Annotated in this window: 15 protein-coding genes; 5 read left to right on the top strand and 10 right to left on the bottom strand. The window is 45.7% G+C overall.

Going from position 1 to position 21,642, the window contains the following annotated elements; genetic code table 11:
* Nucleotides 1-139: 139 nt before the first annotated feature.
* The 6 genes from KUA50_RS05750 to KUA50_RS05725 all read right to left on the bottom strand — a co-directional run bounded on the left by KUA50_RS05750 (nucleotide 140) and on the right by KUA50_RS05725 (nucleotide 9,803).
* Nucleotides 140-1,831 (bottom strand): putative transporter, encoded by a 1,692-nt coding sequence (locus tag KUA50_RS05750; protein ID WP_022111032.1) that lies wholly within the window; start codon nucleotides 1,829-1,831, stop codon nucleotides 140-142.
* Between the two features lie 181 nt (nucleotides 1,832-2,012).
* Entirely contained in the window at nucleotides 2,013-3,260 is a 1,248-nt protein-coding gene (locus KUA50_RS05745; protein WP_134844063.1) for a phosphoglycerate kinase, read from the bottom strand.
* A 390-nt stretch (nucleotides 3,261-3,650) separates the two neighbouring features.
* Complete coding sequence (thrC, locus tag KUA50_RS05740) at nucleotides 3,651-4,952, bottom strand: threonine synthase (RefSeq protein ID WP_022111030.1); 1,302 nt, start codon at nucleotides 4,950-4,952, stop codon at nucleotides 3,651-3,653.
* Between the two features lie 47 nt (nucleotides 4,953-4,999).
* A complete protein-coding gene (locus KUA50_RS05735; RefSeq protein ID WP_218457174.1) occupies nucleotides 5,000-6,307 on the bottom strand; it encodes a cofactor-independent phosphoglycerate mutase in 1,308 nt (435 codons plus the stop codon).
* 30 nt (nucleotides 6,308-6,337) lie between these two features.
* Nucleotides 6,338-8,773: a bifunctional aspartate kinase/homoserine dehydrogenase I gene (gene thrA / locus KUA50_RS05730; protein WP_218457175.1), complete on the bottom strand. Its 2,436-nt coding sequence runs from the start codon at nucleotides 8,771-8,773 to the stop codon at nucleotides 6,338-6,340.
* A gap of 247 nt (nucleotides 8,774-9,020) precedes the next feature.
* Complete coding sequence (locus tag KUA50_RS05725) at nucleotides 9,021-9,803, bottom strand: phosphate ABC transporter ATP-binding protein (protein ID WP_218457176.1); 783 nt, start codon at nucleotides 9,801-9,803, stop codon at nucleotides 9,021-9,023.
* A 286-nt stretch (nucleotides 9,804-10,089) separates the two neighbouring features.
* Here KUA50_RS05725 and KUA50_RS05720 point away from each other — a divergent pair, with 286 nt between their 5' ends.
* The gene (locus KUA50_RS05720) at nucleotides 10,090-10,980 is read left to right on the top strand and encodes a PstS family phosphate ABC transporter substrate-binding protein (RefSeq protein ID WP_218457177.1); all 891 of its coding nucleotides are present in this window, start codon (nucleotides 10,090-10,092) and stop codon (nucleotides 10,978-10,980) included.
* A gap of 294 nt (nucleotides 10,981-11,274) precedes the next feature.
* Here KUA50_RS05720 and KUA50_RS05715 read toward each other — a convergent pair whose 3' ends face one another.
* The 4 genes from KUA50_RS05715 to KUA50_RS05700 form a co-directional block, all read right to left on the bottom strand.
* Nucleotides 11,275-11,700, bottom strand: coding sequence for a biotin/lipoyl-containing protein (locus KUA50_RS05715; RefSeq protein WP_022111025.1), 426 nt, complete (start codon nucleotides 11,698-11,700; stop codon nucleotides 11,275-11,277).
* A gap of 10 nt (nucleotides 11,701-11,710) precedes the next feature.
* Nucleotides 11,711-11,860: a hypothetical protein gene (locus KUA50_RS05710; RefSeq protein ID WP_022111024.1), complete on the bottom strand. Its 150-nt coding sequence runs from the start codon at nucleotides 11,858-11,860 to the stop codon at nucleotides 11,711-11,713.
* A gap of 24 nt (nucleotides 11,861-11,884) precedes the next feature.
* Nucleotides 11,885-13,450 (bottom strand): acyl-CoA carboxylase subunit beta, encoded by a 1,566-nt coding sequence (locus KUA50_RS05705; protein ID WP_118116975.1) that lies wholly within the window; start codon nucleotides 13,448-13,450, stop codon nucleotides 11,885-11,887.
* Nucleotides 13,451-13,675: 225 nt separating this feature from the next.
* On the bottom strand, nucleotides 13,676-16,075 hold the full coding sequence (locus KUA50_RS05700) for a carboxypeptidase-like regulatory domain-containing protein (protein WP_218457178.1): 2,400 nt from the start codon (nucleotides 16,073-16,075) through the stop codon (nucleotides 13,676-13,678).
* Nucleotides 16,076-16,250: 175 nt separating this feature from the next.
* Here KUA50_RS05700 and KUA50_RS05695 point away from each other — a divergent pair, with 175 nt between their 5' ends.
* From KUA50_RS05695 to KUA50_RS05680, 4 genes are all read left to right on the top strand, one after another.
* Nucleotides 16,251-17,429, top strand: coding sequence for a trans-sulfuration enzyme family protein (locus KUA50_RS05695; RefSeq protein WP_218457179.1), 1,179 nt, complete (start codon nucleotides 16,251-16,253; stop codon nucleotides 17,427-17,429).
* Nucleotides 17,430-17,528: 99 nt separating this feature from the next.
* Complete coding sequence (locus KUA50_RS05690) at nucleotides 17,529-18,707, top strand: PatB family C-S lyase (protein ID WP_256624286.1); 1,179 nt, start codon at nucleotides 17,529-17,531, stop codon at nucleotides 18,705-18,707.
* Nucleotides 18,708-19,055: 348 nt separating this feature from the next.
* Nucleotides 19,056-20,375, top strand: a complete 1,320-nt coding sequence (locus tag KUA50_RS05685; protein ID WP_218457180.1) for a TolC family protein — start codon at nucleotides 19,056-19,058, stop codon at nucleotides 20,373-20,375.
* 110 nt (nucleotides 20,376-20,485) lie between these two features.
* On the top strand, nucleotides 20,486-21,625 hold the full coding sequence (locus KUA50_RS05680; RefSeq protein ID WP_256624287.1) for an HlyD family secretion protein: 1,140 nt from the start codon (nucleotides 20,486-20,488) through the stop codon (nucleotides 21,623-21,625).
* The last annotated feature ends 17 nt before the right edge of the window (nucleotides 21,626-21,642 follow it).

Raw genomic sequence — 21,642 nt, 5'->3', positions numbered from 1 at the left:
TTATTCTTAGGTTTCTTGGCTCAAAGATACGAATTATTTGGGAATAAACCATAAAAAAGGTGCACATTTTTTGAAAAATGCGCACCTCTTTATAATTTATAACTTTTTGTTAAGCTTATTTCAGTAATTGTAAGCTATATTATCCGCAGAAGAACAAAACAACAATCTGTGCCGAGAAAATTCTGAGGAACATACTCAACGGATAAACTGTAGAATAGCCTACTGCAGGAGCCTCTTTCGAGCATGAAGCATTTGCATAAGCTAATGCTGGTGGGTCGGTATAGGTACCTGCAAGCATACCCATGATGGTGAAGTAGTTGAACTTATACTTCAGACGGGCGATGGTTCCGATTATCAGGATAGGGATGACTGTGATGAGGAAACCGCAACCTACGTATTTCAGTCCGTCTCCCTGTACTACTGTATCCCAGAATCCTGCTCCAGCCTTGATTCCCACACTTGCCAGGAACAATACCAGTCCGATTTCTCGTAGCATCATGTTGGCAGATGTGGTCGTATAAGTCACCAGTTTGAAGTGATAACCGAATCGGCCGATCAAAATAGCGATGATCAGCGGACCACCCGCGATACCTAATTTCAGAGGAACTGGCATTCCTGGTACTGCAAATGGGAGGCTACCGAAGATGATACCTACCATGATACCTACGAAGATGGTTGCGATGTTAGGTGCATCCAGACGCTTCACGGAGTTACCCATCATTTCTGCCACACGGTTTACATTCTCTTCAGGACCTACTACCAAAATCTTGTCACCTACGTGGAAGTGGTGGTTGCGGCCAGCAAAGATGTCCATTCCCTGACGGGAGATACGGGTTACGTTCACGCCATATACGCTGGAGAAGTGCATCTTACCGAGGGTCTTACCGTTCATTTCTGGACGGGTAACGATAATGCGGCGGGAAACAAAGTGCTGAACCTCATCCTTCTCGCGGTCCCATTCTGCATCAATCTCAGGGCCGATGAATGCCTTGATTGCTTCTGCATCAGCCTCAGCACAAACTACGAGGAGTTCGTCGCCTACCTCAAAGGTTGTCTTACTATTTGGGATGCTCACCTCGCCCTTGTGCAAGAGACGTGAGCATACAATGTCGCGGTTCAAAAATTCTGATACTTCACGTAATGTGCGACCTGCGATATAAGCATTCTCCACACGCAAGTGCATGTTGTGTGCCTTGGCATGTGGGTTGGCTGCATCTTCCATGTTCAACTGTTCTTCCTCCTCTTGAGGGTTTACCTTGCAGATATACTTGATCAGAATGGTAGCACCAATGATGCCAACCACACCAAGAGGGTAGGCGCAAGCATAACCATTGGCAATACTTGGCGCACCATTAGGGAATACGCTGAGCAACGCTTCGTTGGCAGCACCAAGACCTGGGGTATTGGTTACAGCACCATAGAGCGTACCTACCATCATCGGAAGGTTGTTAGGGTTGCTTGTGTCAAAGAACAAGTAGTAGCATGCAAACATCACGCATACGTTGAGGAAAATGGCTCCTGTAGAGAGCAAGTTGAGGGTGACACCGCCTTTCTTGAAACTCTCGAAGAAACCAGGACCTACCTGAAGACCAATCATGAAGACAAAGAGAATCAATCCGAAGTCTTGTATGAAAGTCAGGATATCCTTTGGTGCTGTGAATCCCACATGACCTGCGAGAATACCAGCGAAGAGAACGAAGGTAACACCTAAAGAGATACCTCCGATTTTGATTTTACCGAGATACACGCCGATGGCAATGACAATCGCATAGAGTAGGGCGATGTGAGCCACGGATTCCGTATTGGTAAATAGATTAATAATCCAATCCATTATTATTGTTAAGTTGTAGATTCTTAGGGGTATTTGCTAAAACTGAAAATTCGAGGACACCACTAAAGAGGATGCCCTCGAACTTATATTTTCCTTTATCTTCAAGCTTTCTATAGGAATATTTCCTGAAATCCGGGAAAGTCCTGACGATTACTTTTAGATAATTAAATGTGTTTAGCTATTACTTCTCGATAGCAGCTACACCTGGCAATACCTTACCCTCGATAGCCTCGAGAAGAGCACCACCACCAGTAGAGATGTAAGAAACCTGATCAGCCAAGCCGAACTTGTTGATACAAGCTACAGAGTCACCACCACCGATGAGAGAGAATGCACCCTCCTTAGTAGCCTCAGCGATTGCGTCAGCAATTGCCTTAGAACCACCAGCGAAGTTGTCGAACTCGAAGACACCAGCAGGACCGTTCCAGAGGATAGTCTTAGCACCCTTGATAGCTGCAGCGAAAGCCTTGCGAGTCTCAGGACCTGCGTCCATACCCTCCCAACCGTCAGGGATGTTGTTAGATGGGCAAACCTGTGTATTGCAGTCGTTCTTGAAATCGTCACCGCAGATAGAATCTGTACCGAGTACGAGGTTTACGCCGTTCTCCTTAGCCTTCTTGATTACATCGAGAGCAACGTCGAGCTTGTCATCCTCGCAGATAGACATACCGATCTTGCCACCGAGAGCCTTAGAGAATGTATAAGTCATACCACCGCAGAGAATGAGGTTGTCAACCTTGGTCAACAAGTTCTCGATGATACCGATCTTAGTAGAAACCTTAGAACCACCCATGATAGCTGTGAATGGGCGCTTGATGTTGCCGAGTACTGCATCAACAGCCTTTACTTCCTTCTCCATCAAGAAGCCGAGCATCTTGTGATCCTTATCGAAGCTGTCAGCGATAACTGCAGTAGAAGCGTGCTTGCGGTGTGCTGTACCGAATGCGTCCATTACATATACATCAGCGTAAGAAGCCAACTTAGCAGCGAACTTCTTCTGGCGTTCCTTCATCTCAGCCTTAGCAGCGTCGAACTCAGGAGTACCCTTCTCTACGCCAACTGGCTTACCTTCCTCTTCTGGGTAGAAACGAAGGTTCTCGAGCAAGAGAGCCTCACCTGGCTTCAAGGCAGCAGCCTCAGCATCAGCGTTACCGCAGTCCTTAGCAAACTTAACCTCTACACCGAGAGCGTCAGAAACGTTCTTTACAATCTGAGAAAGAGAAAGTTCTGGTTTAACTTTGCCCTTTGGCTTACCCATGTGGCTCATCATGATAAGAGCACCACCGTCTGCGAGTACCTTCTTCAAAGTAGGGAGGGCACCACGGATACGAGTGTCGTCAGTTACATTACCATTCTCATCCAATGGCACATTGAAATCAACGCGTACGATTGCCTTGTGACCGGCAAAGTTAAAATCTTCAATTTTCATTTTACCTAAATTTTATTTTAGTTGTTATTAACTTATTTACTACTTTGCATGGATACTGCACAACTTCGCATAGGATGGGCTTTAGGAGAGCTTGCCGCTGCTAATCATGATTGTCCTGCTGAAACTGTAGGCAAAAATAATAATTTTATTTGATACTGCCAAATTATTGGCTATGAATTATAGAATTTTGTGCTAATTGTTGTAAATCTGTAATATGGAGTTTACAAATTGGCGTCCACAAAGCACAAAAAAGCCTTTCTGCCGAAAAACAGAAAGGCTCTTATGATGTTTTCTGATTGCTTGCCATTCCATTTAGATGATGGGTTGCAAAGAGAGAAACTTTTGTCTTTTTATTCGTTCCACATGTGTCTTTTTATTCGTTCACATGTTTTATTCGTTCATCAGATAGTTCTTGAATGAAGCGAAGTCCTTGGTCATTTCGATGCTCTGCTTCTTGCCCTTCATAAACTCGGCAAGGCGTGCAGGAATCTCGATGTCAGAACCGAGGATGCTATCTACCTTCTCCTTGAACTTGGCTGGGTGAGCGGTCTCCAGGAATACACCTACTTCGCCTGGTTTCAACTGCTCTTTCAGGGCACGATAACCGCAAGCGCCATGAGGGTCAAGTACATACTTGGTGTCATTGTAGCATTGCTTCATGGTCTCTGCTATCTGATCGTCCTTGTAGGTGGCACCGCTGATATAGGCTGTGATGGCATCATGATTGCCCTTGTAGAGATCATAGATGCGGGCGAAATTGCTTGGGTCGCCTACGTCCATTGCGTTGGCAATGGTTGCCTTGCTTGGCTGAGGTTTGTACTCACCAGTCTGCAGGTAGTTGTAGAAAATATCGTTGGCATTGTTGGCTGCGATGAAGCGGTGGATAGGCAAGCCCATCTCGTGACCGAACAGACCGGCTGTGATATTACCGAAGTTTCCGCTTGGTACACAGATTACCAACTTGTCTGCCAATCCTTTCTCCTTCATGCGTGCATAGGCATTGAAATAGTAGAATGCCTGAGGCAGGAAGCGAGCTACATTGATAGAGTTGGCTGAAGTCAACTTCATGTGCTTATTCAGTTCCTCATCCATGAAAGCTGATTTTACGAGTGCCTGACAGTCATCGAAAACGCCATCCACTTCAAGGGCTGTGATGTTCTGACCGAGGGTAGTAAACTGGCTTTCCTGAATCTTGCTCACCTTACCCTTTGGATAGAGTACATAGACATGAATGCCCTCTACGCCGAGGAATCCATTGGCTACGGCTGAACCAGTATCACCAGATGTGGCAACGAGCACATTCACTTCTTCTTTGCCTTCCTGGCGTACGAAGTATTGCAACAGACGGGCCATGAAACGGGCACCTACATCCTTGAAAGCGAGAGTAGGACCATGGAACAATTCCAGAGAGTAGATGTTTGGTTCTACCTCTACGACAGGGCAATCGAATGCCAAGGTGTCATAGACGATTTTCTTCAAAGAGTCTGCATCCACATCCTCGCCAAAGAAAGCGTCTGCCACCTGATAAGCTATCTCCTGGAAAGAGAACTTTTCGATATTGTCGAAGAATTCCTTTGGTAACTTCTTGATGATTTCAGGCATGTAGAGACCGCGGTCTTCTGCCAAACCTTTTACTACTGCCTTGTGAAGATCGGCAATCGGTGCTTTCTTATTTGTTGAATAATATTTCATTTTTCCAATTTTTTTTATGTTAATGATGTCTGTTTAATTGATAAACATTATTTGATGGCCATGAATGCATTCATGAAGTCTTGCAGCTGTAGCAGACCATAGCTGCCACGTACGCAACTTACCTCGTCGTATTTCTCTACCTCGTCAGGTGTTATGCCTGGGTAGTAGATGATGAAAGGTACTGGCTCCTTCACATGGGTGCGAATTTCTACTGGAGTAGGGTGGTCAGGCAGGATGGCGATGCATACTGGTTCATCCCACTTGGAAACCTCATCGTAGATAGGCTTGATGAGTCTCCTGTCAAGGTTTTCAATAGTCTTGATCTTCAACTCCAGATCGCCATCATGGCCGGCCTCATCGCTTGCTTCTACATGTACATATACGAAATCGTCGCCTTCCTTCAGAGCATCAATAGCAGCCTGCGCCTTACCTTCATAATTGGTGTCAGCAAGACCTGTCGCTCCTTCCACGATGATGTTACGGAGACCGGCATAATGACCGATACCGCGAATCAGATCGACTGCAGAGATGACAGAACCTCGCTTGATCTGAGGATACATCTGTGAGAGCGTGAGCATGTGAGGACGATAACCGCCGCCCCAAGGCCAGATGATGTTAGCCATGCGCTCTCCGCGTTCCTTGCGTGCCACATTGAAAGGGTGGTTCTCCAGGATTTCCTGACTCTTCAGAATCAGTTCATTCAGGAGATCGGCAGTCTGCTGTGCGCTCATGCGGTATTCATCGGCTAACGGATCGATAGCCTTGCCGTTGGCATCCTTGTCATGCGCAGCGAGCAATGCTGCATCTACGTTCTCCATCGGTTTTACCAGAAGTGGTTTCCATTCCTCGTTCGGATGATCGTGAGGAGGAGCACAATCCACATACTTATTACCTCCCTTGATAATCAGGAGGTGTCGGTATTGGATACCTGTGATAAACTTCACGATGCCAGGATACTGACTGGCGAGTTTCTCGTTCAGATACTTGATGAGTACATCTGCATCCTCTGTTTCCAGATTGCCTCCGTTGTGGGTGATGATAATGCCATCGTTCACATTGATAATATTGCAGCGAAGGGCGAAATCATTCGGACTCATCTCATAGCCGATGCTGGCTGCTTCCAGAGGACCGCGTCCCTCATAGACTTCGTTCTGATCGTAGCCCATGATAGAACTGTTAGCTACCTCAGAACCTGGATGAAATCCGTCTGGTACTGTAACGAGTCTGCCTGTCTTTCCCATCTTGGCAAGCATGTCCATATATGGTTTGTTGGCGTATTGCAGCAAGGTCTTGCCACCCAGTCTCTCCACTGGGTGGTCAGCCATGCCGTCGCCAAGTATGATAATATGCTTCATAATTGTTATCCTTTTATTGGTATGATACGATTAAATGTTGGCGATACTCATGATGTTGGCGAATACACCGGCTGCAGTTACGCTTGCTCCGGCTCCATAACCCTGAATCATCATAGGGTATTCCTTGTAGCGCTCGGTGGTGAGCAACACGATGTTGTTGCTGCCTTCGAGGTTGTAGAACGGATGCTCTGGACCTACTGCCTGCAAGCCTACGCTGGTCTTGCCACCGTCGAGGGTTGCCACGAAGCGCCAGCGCTTGTGCTCGATGTCGAGGGTCTTGCGCTTTGCCTCGAATTCTGGATCCAACTCAGGCAACTTCTTCCAGAAATCATCCAGACTGCCCTGGAAGTATTCGTCTGGTACGAAGAGGTTCTTTTCAACGTCATCTTGTTCTACACGGTAGCCTGCTTCACGAGAGAGGATAACCAACTTGCGTACAACGTCCATACCGCTCAGGTCGATGCGTGGATCAGGCTCGCTATAGCCCTTCTCTTTGGCGAGGCGAACGGTCTCAGAGAATGGTACGACACCAGAGATAGCGTTAAAGATAAAGTTGAGCGTACCAGACAGAACTGCCTCAATCTTAAGGATTTTATCACCAGAGTTTCGGAGGTCGTTGATAGTTCCGATGATAGGAAGACCAGCACCTACGTTGGTTTCAAAACGGAATACGACACCACGCTGGATGGCCGTCTTCTTCAATCGCTCATAGTTCTCATATTCGCTGGAAGCAGCTATCTTGTTGGCTGCGATAATGCTCACGTTGTGCTCCAGAAGACTCTGGTAGAGACTTGCCACATCCTTGCTTGCAGTACAGTCCACGAATACGCTGTTGAAGATATTCATATTCAGAATCTTTTCCTTCAGGGTCTCGTTGGTACTTGGTTCTGAAGCCTTCAGAGCCTCACGATAATTGTCGAGGTCGAGACCGTCACGGTCGAAGATGGCATTGTGGGAAGATGCAATACCCACCACGTTGAGCTTGAGTTTGTTGCGCTCCTTGAGTTCTTCGTACTGGTTCTTGATCTGCTCAATCAGTTTGCCACCCACGGTGCCCACACCGCAGATAAAGAGATTGAGCACCTTGTATTCTGAAAGGAAGAAACTGTCGTGTAATACGTTCAATGACTTGCGGAGGAAATCGCTCTTTACTACGAAAGAGATATTGGTCTCCGAAGCACCCTGTGCACAGGCGATGACTGAGATACCACTTCGTCCGAGTGTACCGAACAGCTTACCAGCGATACCTGCAGCGTGCTTCATGTTCTCACCTACGATGGCGATGGTAGCCAGACCGCATTCTGCGTGCATAGGGAACATGGCGCCGTCGGCAATCTCATTCTTGAATTCCTCATTCAATACTCTTACAGCTTCTTCTACGTCCTGCTCTCTTACACCGATAGAGGTAGAGTTCTCTGAAGATGCCTGGGAAACCATGAACACAGAGATGCCTTCATTGGCAAGAGCGGTAAAGATACGGCGGTTGACGCCGATGACACCGACCATGGAAAGACCGGTTACGGTAATAAGTGCTGTACCATTGATAGAAGAAATACCCTTGATAGGTTTGGAGTCGCCATCAATCTTGTTCTTGATGATGGTGCCAGGAGCCTCTGGGTTGAAGGTATTCTTGACCTTGATAGGAATATTCTTGACACAAACTGGGTAGATAGTAGGAGGGTAGATGACCTTTGCACCAAAGTTGCAAAGCTCCATCGCTTCGATGTAACTCAGTTCGTTGATTGTGTAAGCTGATTTGATGACACGTGGGTCTGCAGTCATAAAGCCATCCACATCGGTCCAGATTTCAAGCACTTCTGCATTGAGTGCTGCTGCGATAATAGCTGCGGTGTAGTCGCTACCGCCACGTCCGAGGTTGGTAGTACGCTCGGTATTCTTGTCGCGGCTGATAAAACCCGGTACGAGAGAGATGCGAGGCAGCTCTGCGAAGGTATCCTTTACCAATTTGTTGGTCAACTCACTATCGAGGGTATGCTTTCTATTGATACGCTCTGTCTTGATGAAGTTACGTGAGTCAAACCACTTGGCGCCACGAATCAATGTGGCAACGATCTTCGAACTGAGCCTTTCTCCATAGCTCACGATGGCATCCTGTGTCTTTTCGCTTAAATCGTGGATGAGATACACACCGAAATAGATGCTCTTCAACTGCTCGAAGAGGGCATCGACCGATTTGAATAAGTTTTCTCTGTCTGAGGTGTCGGTGATGATGGTGTCTATCATCTTGTGGTGGCGATCAACCATGGCGTCGAATTCGACTTTCCATTGTTCATCACCCTTGAGGGCAAGCTGAGACGTTTGCAGAAGTTTGTCGGTGATTCCGCCAAGTGCGCTCACGACAACCACTACACTCTGTTTCTTAGCCTCATTTTCTACGATACGTTTTAAGCTGAGGATGCTTTTTACGGAACCAACAGATGTTCCGCCGAATTTTAATACTTTCATTTGTTATTGATTTTTGTTGGTAATGTAGTGTTCCCCCCGAAACGACCGGGGCTGAAACAAAACTTGACCGCAAAAATACAAAGTTTCTGTCAAACTGCCAAAGAAAATTGGAGAAAAGTAACAAATTGCTGCAAGAAATGTATTTTTATACTATTTTTTACAGCAATTGTATGTATATTTAGGGATGCTATTATGGAAAGCTTTGTTTTTGGTAAGCCTATGATAGCACGTCTTGCCCCAGATTATTTTAGCTGAACGCTCCGTTCAGATACTCTTTGGTCAGTTCGTGCTTTGGATTCTTGAATACTTCTTCTGCGCTTCCTTCTTCGATCACTTCGCCGAGATACATGAAGATGACATGGTCGGCTATGCGGAGTGCCTGGCGCAGGGTATGTGTCACCATCACGATGCTATAGTCTTTCTTCAATTCAGTGAAGAGCTGTTCTACCTTTTTGCTGCTGATAGGGTCGAGAGCAGAGGTGCTCTCATCGGCGAGGAGGTAACTTGGTTCTACGGCAAGGCTTCTGGCAAGGCAGAGGCGCTGCTGCTGACCGCCGCTCAACTTGGAAGCAGGAGTCTTCAGTCTGTCTTTCACTTCCTCCCAGAGACCTACTGCTTTCAGGTAATGCTCTACGATGCTGTCGAGCTTTTTTCTGTTGTGGATGCCATGAATACGGCAGCCGTATGCCACGTTGTCGTAGATGCTCATAGGGAGTGGGCATGGGCGCTGAGGTACGAGACCTATGTTGCGGCGCACTTCAGAGAGCTTGCTGCTGCCTGCTTCGAGGATATTATTTTCACCTAAGTTTACCTCACCATTCATTTTCAGACCTTCCACGCGGTCGTTCAGGCGATTGAAAGTGCGGAGTAAAGTTGATTTGCCGCAACCAGAAGGACCGATGATGCAGGTAATCTTGTTCTTTGGGATACTTACGTTTACATCTTTCAGAATCTGGGCACCGTTGATATAGACATTCAGATTTCTGGTGTCTAACTGTGCTTGGGTGTTGTGAGCAAATTGAATAGCCATATCTTTATCTCCTATATTTTATGATTCATACACCTATATATATAATAAGGTGTAATCCTCTGTGTTGTTACTTCTTATTTCCGTTTGCAAAGGTACGAAGTTTTCGGGGGCCAGGCAATCACCTACATAGGGTAAATTCATACCCTATGTGTGGTATATAGGAATGCTGCAATTGTGGTATTGTGTTTCTGGTATAATCTTCATACCTTTGCAGCCAGATTGATGTATATACTGAGAATGGATGTATATACGAATATGTAAAGTATATTTTAAGCAAGTTATGAATATGAAAAAGAAGACGATAGGAATCATAGCATTAGGCGCTTTCTTGTTGCTGGCAGGTTGCAGCAGCAAGGGGGAAGTGAAGCGTGATGCTCATGGCAGAGAGGTGCTGAGTGGATATATCACGCTGTCGGGAGCCTTTGCGCTTTATCCGTTGGCAATTCAGTGGGCTGATGAGTTTCACCGGCTTCATCCCGAGGTGGATATTGATATTTCGGCAGGTGGGGCAGGAAAGGGAATTACTGATGTGCTTGCCGACCAGGTGGATATTGCGATGGTAAGTCGTGAACTGAAACCTCAGGAGAAGGAGAGAGGTGCCTTCGCTTTTGCGGTGGCGAAAGATGCTGTGGTGGCTACGGTCAATGTTAATAATCCTATTTATAAGGAATTGTTGAAGACAGGTTTGAGTAAGCAACAGGCTCAAGAGATTTGGGAAGGAAAGACGAAACTGAATGTCTATACCCGTAGTGATGCTTGTGGTGCTGCCGAGACCTGGGCGGCATTTTTGGGGAAGAAGCAGGAAGATCTGAAAGGCACGGGTGTCTTTGGAGACCCAGGCGTGGCGGAAACCTTACAGAAGGATGTGAATGGTATAGGATTTAATAATATCGGTTATGCCTATCATGATAAGACGCATAAACCCACGAAAGGGATTGCCATCGTTCCTATTGATGTGAATGGTAATGGAAAAATGGATGAGGAAGAAAAATTTTATGGAACTTTGGATGAACTGATGGAGGCTATTGCAAAGGAAAAATATCCTGCACCGCCAGCCCGCAATCTTTATCTTGTAACGGCAGGAAAACCGAAGAATCCAGTTGTGGTGGAGTTTCTGAAGTATGTCAGAACAAAAGGGCAGCGGTTGAATGCGCCAGCCGGATTTGTGCATATCTGATACCGGTTGCTTTCTCTGCTGGAGTGGATTTCTGACAGATAGTAATAGACCTTCGGTCTGTACTGAAGGGAGAATATTAAGTCTGTTTGGTGAAATATAATTTAAGTTTGTCCCTGTGGAAAAATAACCGTTTGCCCGAGGAAGAATTTCTGCGTGCCCACGCAAAAATTTTTCCCTGGGCAGGCAAAAATAAAAGTGGTCCCTGACAGACAAAAAAACGTCCCGATATAAAAGAATATATCGGGACGTAAATATGAAGTTTCGTTTACACGAATCTTGTTTTAAGAGAGGAGATTACTCGATAACGATGAGTGCATCCTCTTCGAGAACAGCCTGACCAGGCTTTACGCAGATAGCAGTTACCTTACCGTCTTTCTCTGCCTCGATGTTGTTCTGCATCTTCATAGCCTCAAGAACGACAACGGTATCGCCAGCTTTCACTTCCTGACCTACAGCAACTTCGATGCTGGTGATAGTACCAGGGAGAGGAGCCTTCACAGCGTTGGCTGTGTTGACATTGGCAGCAGGAGTAGCCTCAGCATCATCAGATGCAGCAGCAGGCTGACCGAGCACTACCTTCTTCTTCTCTGGCTCAGCTTCCTGTTCCATTTCCACCTTGTAAGCTTCGCCATTCACGTTCACGCTTGCGATGTTACCCTCAACACCGTCAATCTGAACCTTATATTCTTTTCCGTCGATTGTATATTTAAACTCTTTCATTTCTTATTTTTTATGGTTTGGCTGTTAAACTCAGGAACTTGGCATTCCACATAGTCTGACGTGGCTTGATGGTGATGATGCCTGATTCCTTGTCATGTACGTTATTACCCTGATACTCATAGAGAGCCATGGCAATCGCAGCATAAATATTCTTATCCATTTATTCTAATGTTTAATGATATCATTACATTGGCATACAACCATGCTTCTTAGCAGGCAAGTTCTGGCGCTTGGTAGCGAGCTGAGCCAAACCACGGCAGATGCGGAAACGAGTATTGCGTGGCTCGATAACATCATCGATGTAACCATACTGGGCAGCCTGATAAGGATTAGCAAACTTGTCTGTATATTCCTGCTCCTTCTCTGCCAAGAATGCCTTTACATCCTCGCCAGCTTCCTTCTTAGCCTTAGCTTCCTTACCGCAGAGGACTGCAACAGCACCGCTGGCACCCATTACGGCAATCTCTGAAGATGGCCAAGCGAAGTTCAAGTCAGCACGCAACTGCTTGCAACCCATCACGATATGGCTACCACCATAGCTCTTACGCAATGTGATAGTGATCTTTGGCACGGTAGCCTCGCCGTAAGCGTAGAGCAACTGTGCACCGTGGAGGATGACAGCGTTGTACTCCTGACCTGTACCTGGCAAGAATCCTGGTACGTCAACGAGAGATACGATAGGAATGTTGAATGCATCGCAGAAACGTACGAAGCGAGCTGCCTTACGGCTGGCATTTACATCAAGCACACCTGCGTAAGCAGCAGGCTGGTTGGCTACGATACCAACGCTCTGACCATTGAAACGAGCGAAACCTGTGATGATGTTCTTAGCAAACTTAGGCTGAACCTCAAAGAATTCGCCGTTGTCTGTGATAGCACCAATTACCTTGTACATATCGTATGCCTGGTTTGGATCATCAGGAATAATCTCGTTCAGGGAATCATCCATGCGGTCGATAGGGTCTGTGCACTCTACGCGTGGAGCTTCTTCTGTATTGTTGCTTGGAATGTAAGAGAGCAGGCTCTTGATCATCTCGATAGCCTCTTCCTCTGTCTTAGCTGCGAAGTGGGTTACACCACTCTTGGTAGCATGGACAGATGCACCACCGAGGTGTTCAGCATCGATATCCTCGCCTGTTACAGTCTTAACCACCTTAGGACCAGTCAGGAACATATAAGATGTCTGCTCCTTCATGATGATGAAGTCGGTCAAACCTGGAGAGTAAACGGCACCACCAGCGCAAGGGCCCATGATGGCAGAAATCTGTGGGATGACACCAGAAGCAAGGATGTTGCGCTCGAAAATCTCACCATAACCAGCGAGGGCGCAGATACCTTCCTGGATACGTGCACCACCAGAGTCGTTCATGCAGATGACAGGTGCACCCATGGTCATAGCCATATCCATTACCTTACAAATCTTCTGTGCCATAGTCTCAGAGAGTGAACCGCCATTTACGGTAAAGTCCTGAGCATATACATAAACCAAGCGGCCAGCGATAGTAGCACTACCTGCTACGACACCATCACCGAGGTATTGTTTCTTCTCCATACCGAAGTTGGTGCAACGGTGCAATTTGAACATGTCGTACTCCTCGAAACTGCCAGCATCTACCAACATTTCGATACGCTCACGAGCTGTATATTTGCCACGTGCATGCTGCTTCTCGATAGCTTTCTCGCCACCGCCAAGACGAGCCTGTTCGCGCTTTGCGATCAGCTCCTTAATCTTTTCTATTTGTTTACTCATAATTGATTATTATGTATTGTTTTTTATTCTATGGAGTGTATGCAATGGGACGGATGGGTCCACATTGCACAAATCGGTGGCAAAGATACTAAAAAAACCGCAGATAGCGAACTATCTGCGGTTAAATATTACGAATTATGCAAAAATATGTTCATTTTGTTCTGCTAAATGTTCATTTTAGCCTTTCTGGACAACCCGAAATAATAATCTGACAACCCGAAATGGTTAGAATTCGATGAGGACTCGGCCATTTAGCTGTCTGCCTGTCAGATAATTCGGTACTGCATACTGCTGGTTGGTTACGTCTGTTACCCAGTAATAGCTGTTGACGTTGTCGATACCGAAGAGATTGAGGCAATCTACACCCAGCCAGATATTCTTGAAGATACTCTTCTTGGTGCCCTTGCTGTTGTCGAGCAGGCGATAGCTCATACCGATGTCGGCACGTTTGTAGGCTGGTGCTCGGAAGGTATTGGTCTCCAGTTCTCTGTGTGGTGTAGAGAATGGTAAACCGTCTGCCAGAGCAAGTTTTAGCGACATTCTCCACCGCTCTGTTCCTGGGAAGTAATCCGTGAAGAAGAGGTTTACGGCAAATCGCTGGTCTGTAGGTAGCGGCACGCCCTTTCCGTTCAGTTTCATCTGTGTATTCATCAGCGCGAAGGTAAGCCAGGAATCTGTTCCCGGTACAAATTCTCCATAGAGTTTCAAGTCGATACCGGCAGCGTGACCACTGGCTCTGTTTTCTCCGTAATAGACCACCTTGACATTGTTGACAGAGTAGGGAATCAGATTACCCAATGCCTTGTAGTAGGCTTCTGCCGTGAAACGATAGCGCTGGTTGTTGATGCGGAAACGGTAGTCATAGCCTGCTATGAAATGGATGCTTCGCGGACTCTTGATCTTTTCATTGAGTGTGGCATAAGTGATGCCGTTAACAGTAGATGTATCGCGCAATTCCTTGAAGAATGGTGCCTGATAGTAGAGTCCGGCTGCAAATCTCAATGTGGTGTTCTCGCTGTAGGCTGGGATGATACCGAGAGAGATACGAGGACTGAAGAGTGTTTCCTTGTTGAGGCTCCAATGGTTCATGCGCACACCATAGTTCAGCGTGAAATGGGTATGTCCTCCCTGACTCGTGAAACGATAGGTATCCTGCAGATAGGCTTCCGTGCGGTTGGCATCGAGGGTGTTTCTTGCCTTCATCGAGTATATCATGTAGAGGTCTTTTCCATTGTGAGGAACACTATAGCCAGCGCTGTCCCTCATCTCGTATTCTACAGAATTTTCAGAGATATGTTCCTTCTTATAGGTATATGCCACTTCGATGTCATGTTTTTTTGTCTTGTGTTTCAGGATGGCCTTGGCACTCAAGACGCGGGCGGTGAGATAGTTGCGTGCATGTTCGAAATAGGTTCCAACGCCCAGATTTTCAGAGGTTTCTGTCTGGTCAAGCCAGTATTGTCCCTGAATATCGTATTTTTCCTGTTCTTTGCTATAGAAGGCACTTCCCAGGATAGAAAAACTGGTCTTGTCGGTGATGTTGCGGGTGATGCCGAGTGTACCGAAGTAGGTGAGGAAGCGGTCTTTTTCCTGTCCGTCGAAATAGACTCTGAAACTCTTTACGTCCTGCTGGGTTCCGAATGTTGTCTCTCGGTCGTGAGGAACAAAGTTGTAATGGTTGTCGGAGATATTTCCGATGAAATCTATCTTCCATCGCTTGTTGGGACTATAGCTCAGGTATGTCTGGTAGTCGAGGAAATTCGGCTTGTACTCGGCCTTTGTGTCGGTGGTTCCCAGCAGGTAACTGTTGGTCTTATAGCGTATGCTGTTGAGCCATGACAACTTCTTGGTTCCCAGTCCGAAGTAGGCATCTGCCCCCAGAAAACTGGCTGCTAAAGTGCCTTCTGTAACGGTCTTTTTGCTGCCTTTAGGTTGCAGTTTCTTATAGGTGATGTCGAGTGCCGAACTCATCTTGTCACCATATTTAGCAGCATATCCACCCGTAGAGAATCCGATTTTATCCACCATATAGGGGTTGATGACTGATAGACCTTCCTGCTGACCGCTGCGCACGAGCAAAGGGCGATATACTTCCACATTATTTATATATACGGAATTTTCGTCGAAGGCACCACCGCGCACATTATATTGCGATGACAATTCATTGTGCGTACTTACACCAGCTTGTTGCTGGATGAGACCTTCCACGCCATTTCCTGATGCTGACGGTGCGAGTTTGGCATCCTCTGCCTTCAGTTCTTCGGTTTGTCCGGTCTGTATTTTCTGTCCGGTTACCTGTACTTCTGCTAACGTATTGTCATCGGTAAACAAAACCACTTGTAGGGTTTGTTTTCCTTTAGGATGACGGAGGATACGTACCTTAGGTTTGTATCCTATCATGGTAAACTTAACTACCACGCTATCAGCTGATTGCAGGTGCATACTAAATTCACCCTTTAAGGAGGTAAATGCCACTTTTCCCTGCTTGAGCACGGAGACGGTGGCGAGTTCAACCGGGTTGTTGTCCTGATCGGTTACCCTTCCTTGCAGCGTGAATCCCTGAGCCATCGCCTGTGTAGCAAAAGTGAATGCTAAGATGGCAAGATATATGATTTTCTGTTTCATTTCAAATTTGTTTCTTTATCATTAACTAACGTAAGAAACGTCAAATTATTATATGAAAGAGGGAGGGAAATGCAAAAACAGTATAAAACCATTAAAATACCAAACTTATGTGATATGATTTTTCTGTTTTTTTTAGTACTTTTGCAACCAAAATATAAAATTTAGATTATATAAGATGAAGAAACAGACACAAGCCATCCATGTGGCTTATGAGCGCCGAGACGCTTATGATTCTTTGAGTGTGCCAGTATATAATACATTGGCATACGAGTTTGATAATGCGCAAATCATGTCGGATGCCTTTACAGACAAGATCAAGGCACCAGATTATTCTCGTGTAGAAAACCCTACGGTAACCAATCTGGAGCGTCGTGTGGCTGCACTTACGGGTGCCTCTCATGCCACAGCTTTCAATTCCGGTATGGCTGCCATCAGCAATACCATACTGGCACTGGCTTCTCAAGGTAAGAATATCGTCACCTCCAAGCATCTTTTCGGCAATACCTTCTCTTTGTTATTTGGTACTTTGCGCCGTTTTGGCGTAAAGACACATCTGGTAGATCTCACAGATATAGAAAAGGTAAAAGAGGCGATAGATGATGATACCTGTTGCGTATTCCTGGAAATTATTACCAATCCTCAGTTGGAGGTGGCAGATCTGAGTGCTCTTGCTGAAGTGGCTCATGCCAAGAATGTGCCACTTGTGGCAGACACAACGATTATTCCTTTCACCCAGTTTTCTGCCAAGAATCTTGGTGTAGATATTGAGGTAGTATCCAGTTCTAAATATGTAAGTGGTGGTGCAACCTCGTTGGGCGGTCTGGTGATAGATTATGGTACTGAATACAACAAGGACTTTGCCAAGCGTCTTTATGGGGAGATGCTATTCAATTTCGGAGCCTATATGACTCCACAGGTAGCCTATATGCAGACTATCGGTTTGGAGACACTTGATGCCCGCTATCGTGTGCAGTCTTCTAATGCATTAGAATTGGCAAAGAAACTCCAGACTTTGCCGAAAATCAAGCGTGTCAACTATGTGGGTCTGGAGGATAATCCTTTCCATGAGTTGGCTGTCAAGCAGTTTGGAAAAACGGCTGGAGCTATGATCTGTATAGATTTGGAGAGCAAGAATGCCTGTTTCAATTTCATCAACAATCTGAAGTTGATTCATCGTGCCACCAACCTGTTTGACAACCGCTCGCTTGCCATTCATCCTGCCAGCACGATTTTCGGAGGTTTCCCTGAGAAAATGCGTGCAAGTATGGATGTCTTGGATACGACAATCCGATTCAGCGTTGGCCTGGAGGATGTAGAGGATTTATTTGAGGACATCAAGCAGGCACTTGGTTAAATCTGCTCTCAGGATGGTTTTTGTTTAGTTTTTGACCTCACACTGAGTCCAGTTTTGTTTTATAACCTTCAGGCAATAGCTTGTACAAAAAAGAAAATTATGAAATACGATTTTGATAAGATCATAGACCGCTCTGGCAGTGGTGACCTCAAGCATGAGGCTTTGCTGCCACGTTGGGGAAGAAAGGATCTTCTTCCTCTCTGGGTGGCTGATATGGATTTTGAGACACCTGCATTTATCACAGATGCCATCAAAGCCCGTCTGGAGCATTCTCTCTTCGGCTATACGGTAGAGCCTGAAGATTTTCTGCCATCTATCATGGATTGGGTGAGAGACCATCACCAGTGGGATGTCAAGCGGGAGTGGATCCGTTTTATTCCAGGAATCGTCAAGGGCATTGGCATGGTCATCAATGTGTTCACCAAGGAAGACGAGAAGGTTATTATCCAGCCACCAGTCTATCATCCGTTCCGTCTGACCCCAGAGGGCAATGGCAGGGAAGTGGTGTTCAATCCGCTGAAAATGCGTGAAGATGGATATTATGAGATGGATTTCGAACAGTTGGAGAAGGTTTGCGATGAGAAGTGCAAGGTATTCATTCTCTGCAATCCTCATAATCCAGGTGGTATTACATGGGATCGAGAAACCTTGCAGCGTTTGGCTGACTTCTGTTATGAGCATCATCTGATTGTGATTTCAGATGAGATACATGCCGATATGGCCATCTTCGGGCATAAGCATATTCCGTTTGCATCAGTTTCTGAGAAGGCCCGAGAAATCAGTATTACTTTCCAGGCACCCAGCAAGACCTTCAATATCGCAGGTATCGTGAGCAGTTATTCTATTATTCCTAATGAGGATATTCGCCGCAAATTCTATGGCTGGTTGAGTGCCAACGAGTTGGATGAGCCGACAATCTTTTCGCCAATAGCTACGATTGCAGCATTCCGTCATGGAGAGGAGTATCGCCAGCAGATGCTTGCTTATATTGAAGAAAACATCCGTTTCGTAGAGGATTTCTGCCGGGAGCATATTCCGGGCATCCGTCCTTTGCGTCCTCAGGCTTCCTTCCTGGTTTGGCTCAACTGTAGGGATTTGCATCTCAACCATGAACAGTTGCTTGACCTCTTTATCGACAAGGCTCACCTGGCACTGAATGATGGTGAGATGTTTGGTCCTGGTGGTGAGGGATTCATGCGCTTGAATGTGGCGAGTCCCCGCATGATTATCAGACAGGCTCTCGAGCAATTGGCAGAGGCTGTTGGAAATCTATCATAGATAATGGGAATTCTATAAGACATAGAATATAACAAATCATAATCCCCCGTAGCTGATACGATATCGCATCAGTTGCGGGGGATTATGATTTTTGGCAATTTTGAACACATTGTGATATTTTATGAATAGTAAGATGTAGTGGAAAAGTCGTAACTTTGCACCTGGTATTATGAACAGGCTTTATGCAATGGTTTATGATGTTGGTATCATGTATTGGTATCATGAATAAGATAAGAAATGTACGTCAGAAGAACTATATAAAATAGAATAAGTACTACATTAAACCAAAAGCCGTTCAGCACATACCAAAAGAAATACAACAAAAACCAGAAGAAATCAATAGAAAAAATGAAGAAAATATTTTTGTTTTGTATCGCGCTCGGTGCATTCTCTGCTATTCAAGCACAGGAGATGCTTACGCTGAGCCAGTGCTTGCAGATGGCTGTAGATAACAACCTTTCACTGCAGAAAAACCGTAATGAGATAGCAAAGGGTAAGTATTCTATCAGTGAAAATCAGGCTAAGTTGCTCCCACAAATTAATGCGGTAGCCCAACTTAATGACAATTTTACTCCGCCCGTATCGGTTACAGACGGTTCTGCATACGGAAAGCTTTACAATGTGACTAAGACCTTGCAGTATAATGCTTCGGCAGGGCTTCAACTCCAGATGCCTCTCTATAATCAGATGGTATATACGGCCATTGATATTGCTAAGATAGCGGACCAGCTCAACAAACTCTCTTATGAAAAGGCACGTGAGGATCTCATCATGCAGACTGCTAAAATGTATTATATGGCACAGAATACCTCTGAACAGATACGTCTCGTGAACGACAATATCAAGCGACTGGAAGAACTTCGTGACATCACGCAGGCTTTCTACGACAACCAGATGAGTCTTGAGGTGGATCTGAAACGCGTGAACCTCAATATAGAAAATTTGACCGTACAGCGCGATAATGCTGCAGCCATGCTCGAACAGCAGTACACCATGCTCAAGTATGTTATCGATTATCCTGCTGATAAGAATATCAAGGTGACGGATGTGGATCCTAATCAGATAGAAACCGTAAAAGCGGATGGTCTGAATGTCAATCTCTACGAACTGCAACTTCTGCAGCAGAAAAAGGAACTGACCCAGAAACAGGTCAAACTGGCAAAGGATGGTTATCTGCCATCAGTCAGTCTGACTGGTAGTTTGATGTACTCAGCTTTTACCGATAAAATAGAGCATTGGATTCACTCGGGCGATTCTAATCACTGGTATGGTTCCAATGGTCTCGGCATCCAGTTGAGAGTGCCTGTATTCGACGGATTCGAAAAACGCTCGAAAATCAGAAAGGCTAAAGTGGAGGCGGAGAGTGCCAGAATCGGTTATGAGGATGCACTCAAGGGTATGCAGGCCAATTATGTGAATGCTGTAAGCGAGGTAAACAACAGTCAGCGCAACTATAAGAAACAGTTGGATAATTACGTGCTTGCACAGGATGTCTATAATGTGACTGCCGACCAGTATAAGGAGGGCGTAACTTCCATGACTGCTGTGCTTCAGGATGAGATGCGCATGAGTGAGGCTATGAACAATTATCTGAATGCCTATTATCGCTATAAGGTGGCCAATCTGTCTCTGCTTAAACTCACAGGGCAGTTGGAACAGGTGAAGTAAGCTTGCTTGTGACGGTATCTGATTATGGTAATAAATAGACGGAAATTTAAAAAATAAGGAAATATTGAATAAATAGAAAACAACAAATAAAGATTATAAAGGAATAAAATATGGAACAGAACGAAAAAGAAACGATAGGAGTAAAGAATGAAGGAAATGTAGTATCTACTCCTCAGACAACTCAGAAATCACATGAGGAAACTGCCAAGAAACTGAAGAAGCAGAGAACTCGTCAGATTGTGGCCAGTCTCATCGGTATCGCAATTCTGGTTTTCGGACTTTGGAAAATCGTCTGTCTTTTTTTAGATTACAGTTCAAATGAAACGAGCAATGATGCTCAGATAGAACAGTATATCTCACCGGTAAATCTTCGTGCCTCCGGTTATATCGCAAAGATTTATTTCAAGGAGCATCAGGAGGTGCATAAGGGTGATACGCTTCTTGTACTTGACGACCGTGAGTATCGTATTCGTCTGATGGAGGCTGAGGCTGCCCTGAAGGATGCCAAGGCTGGAGCCAATGTAATAGATGCTACCCAGCAGACTACGGAGACTTCTGCTTCTGTTTATTCTGCTTCTATTGATGAAATCGAAGTACGTCTGGCTAAGCTTGCCAAGGACTGTGAGCGATATCGCAATCTGGTAGAAAAGAAGGCGGCTACTCCTATCCAATTGGAGCAGCTTGAGGTGGAATATGCCGCCACCAAGAAGAAATTGGAGTCTGTAAGAAAGCAACAGGCTGCTGCATACAAGGGAGTCAACGAGGTATCTACCCGCAAGCAGAATGTGGCTGCTGCCATCGAGCGAGCTCAGGCTGCAGTGGAAATGGCTAAGTTGAATCTCTCTTACTGTGTGGTAGTGGCTCCATGTGACGGAAAGTTAGGACGACGCTCTATCGAGGAGGGACAGATGGTGAATGCTGGTACTACCATTACCTATATCTTACCTAATAGCCAGAAATGGGTGATTGCCAACTACAAGGAAACGCAGGTAGAGAACCTCTATGTAGGGCAGAAGGTACGCATGACGGTGGATGCTGTAAGCAATAAGGAGTTTGAGGGTATGGTAACAGCAATCTCTGGTGCTACGGGTTCTAAGTACTCACTCGTTCCGACAGATAATTCGGCAGGTAATTTTGTGAAAATCCAGCAGCGTGTGCCTGTCAGAATTGATTTCACCAATATCAGTAAGGAGGATAATGCCCGTCTTGCTGCAGGTATGATGGTGGTAGTGAAGGCTGAAAGGAAATAAAAATAAGCGCTGAAAGG

Source organism: Segatella hominis, assembly GCF_019249725.2.
Classification (GTDB): domain Bacteria; phylum Bacteroidota; class Bacteroidia; order Bacteroidales; family Bacteroidaceae; genus Prevotella.
The sequence above is the reverse complement of the archived record's forward strand: the minus strand, read 5'-3'. Positions and strand labels throughout refer to the sequence as shown.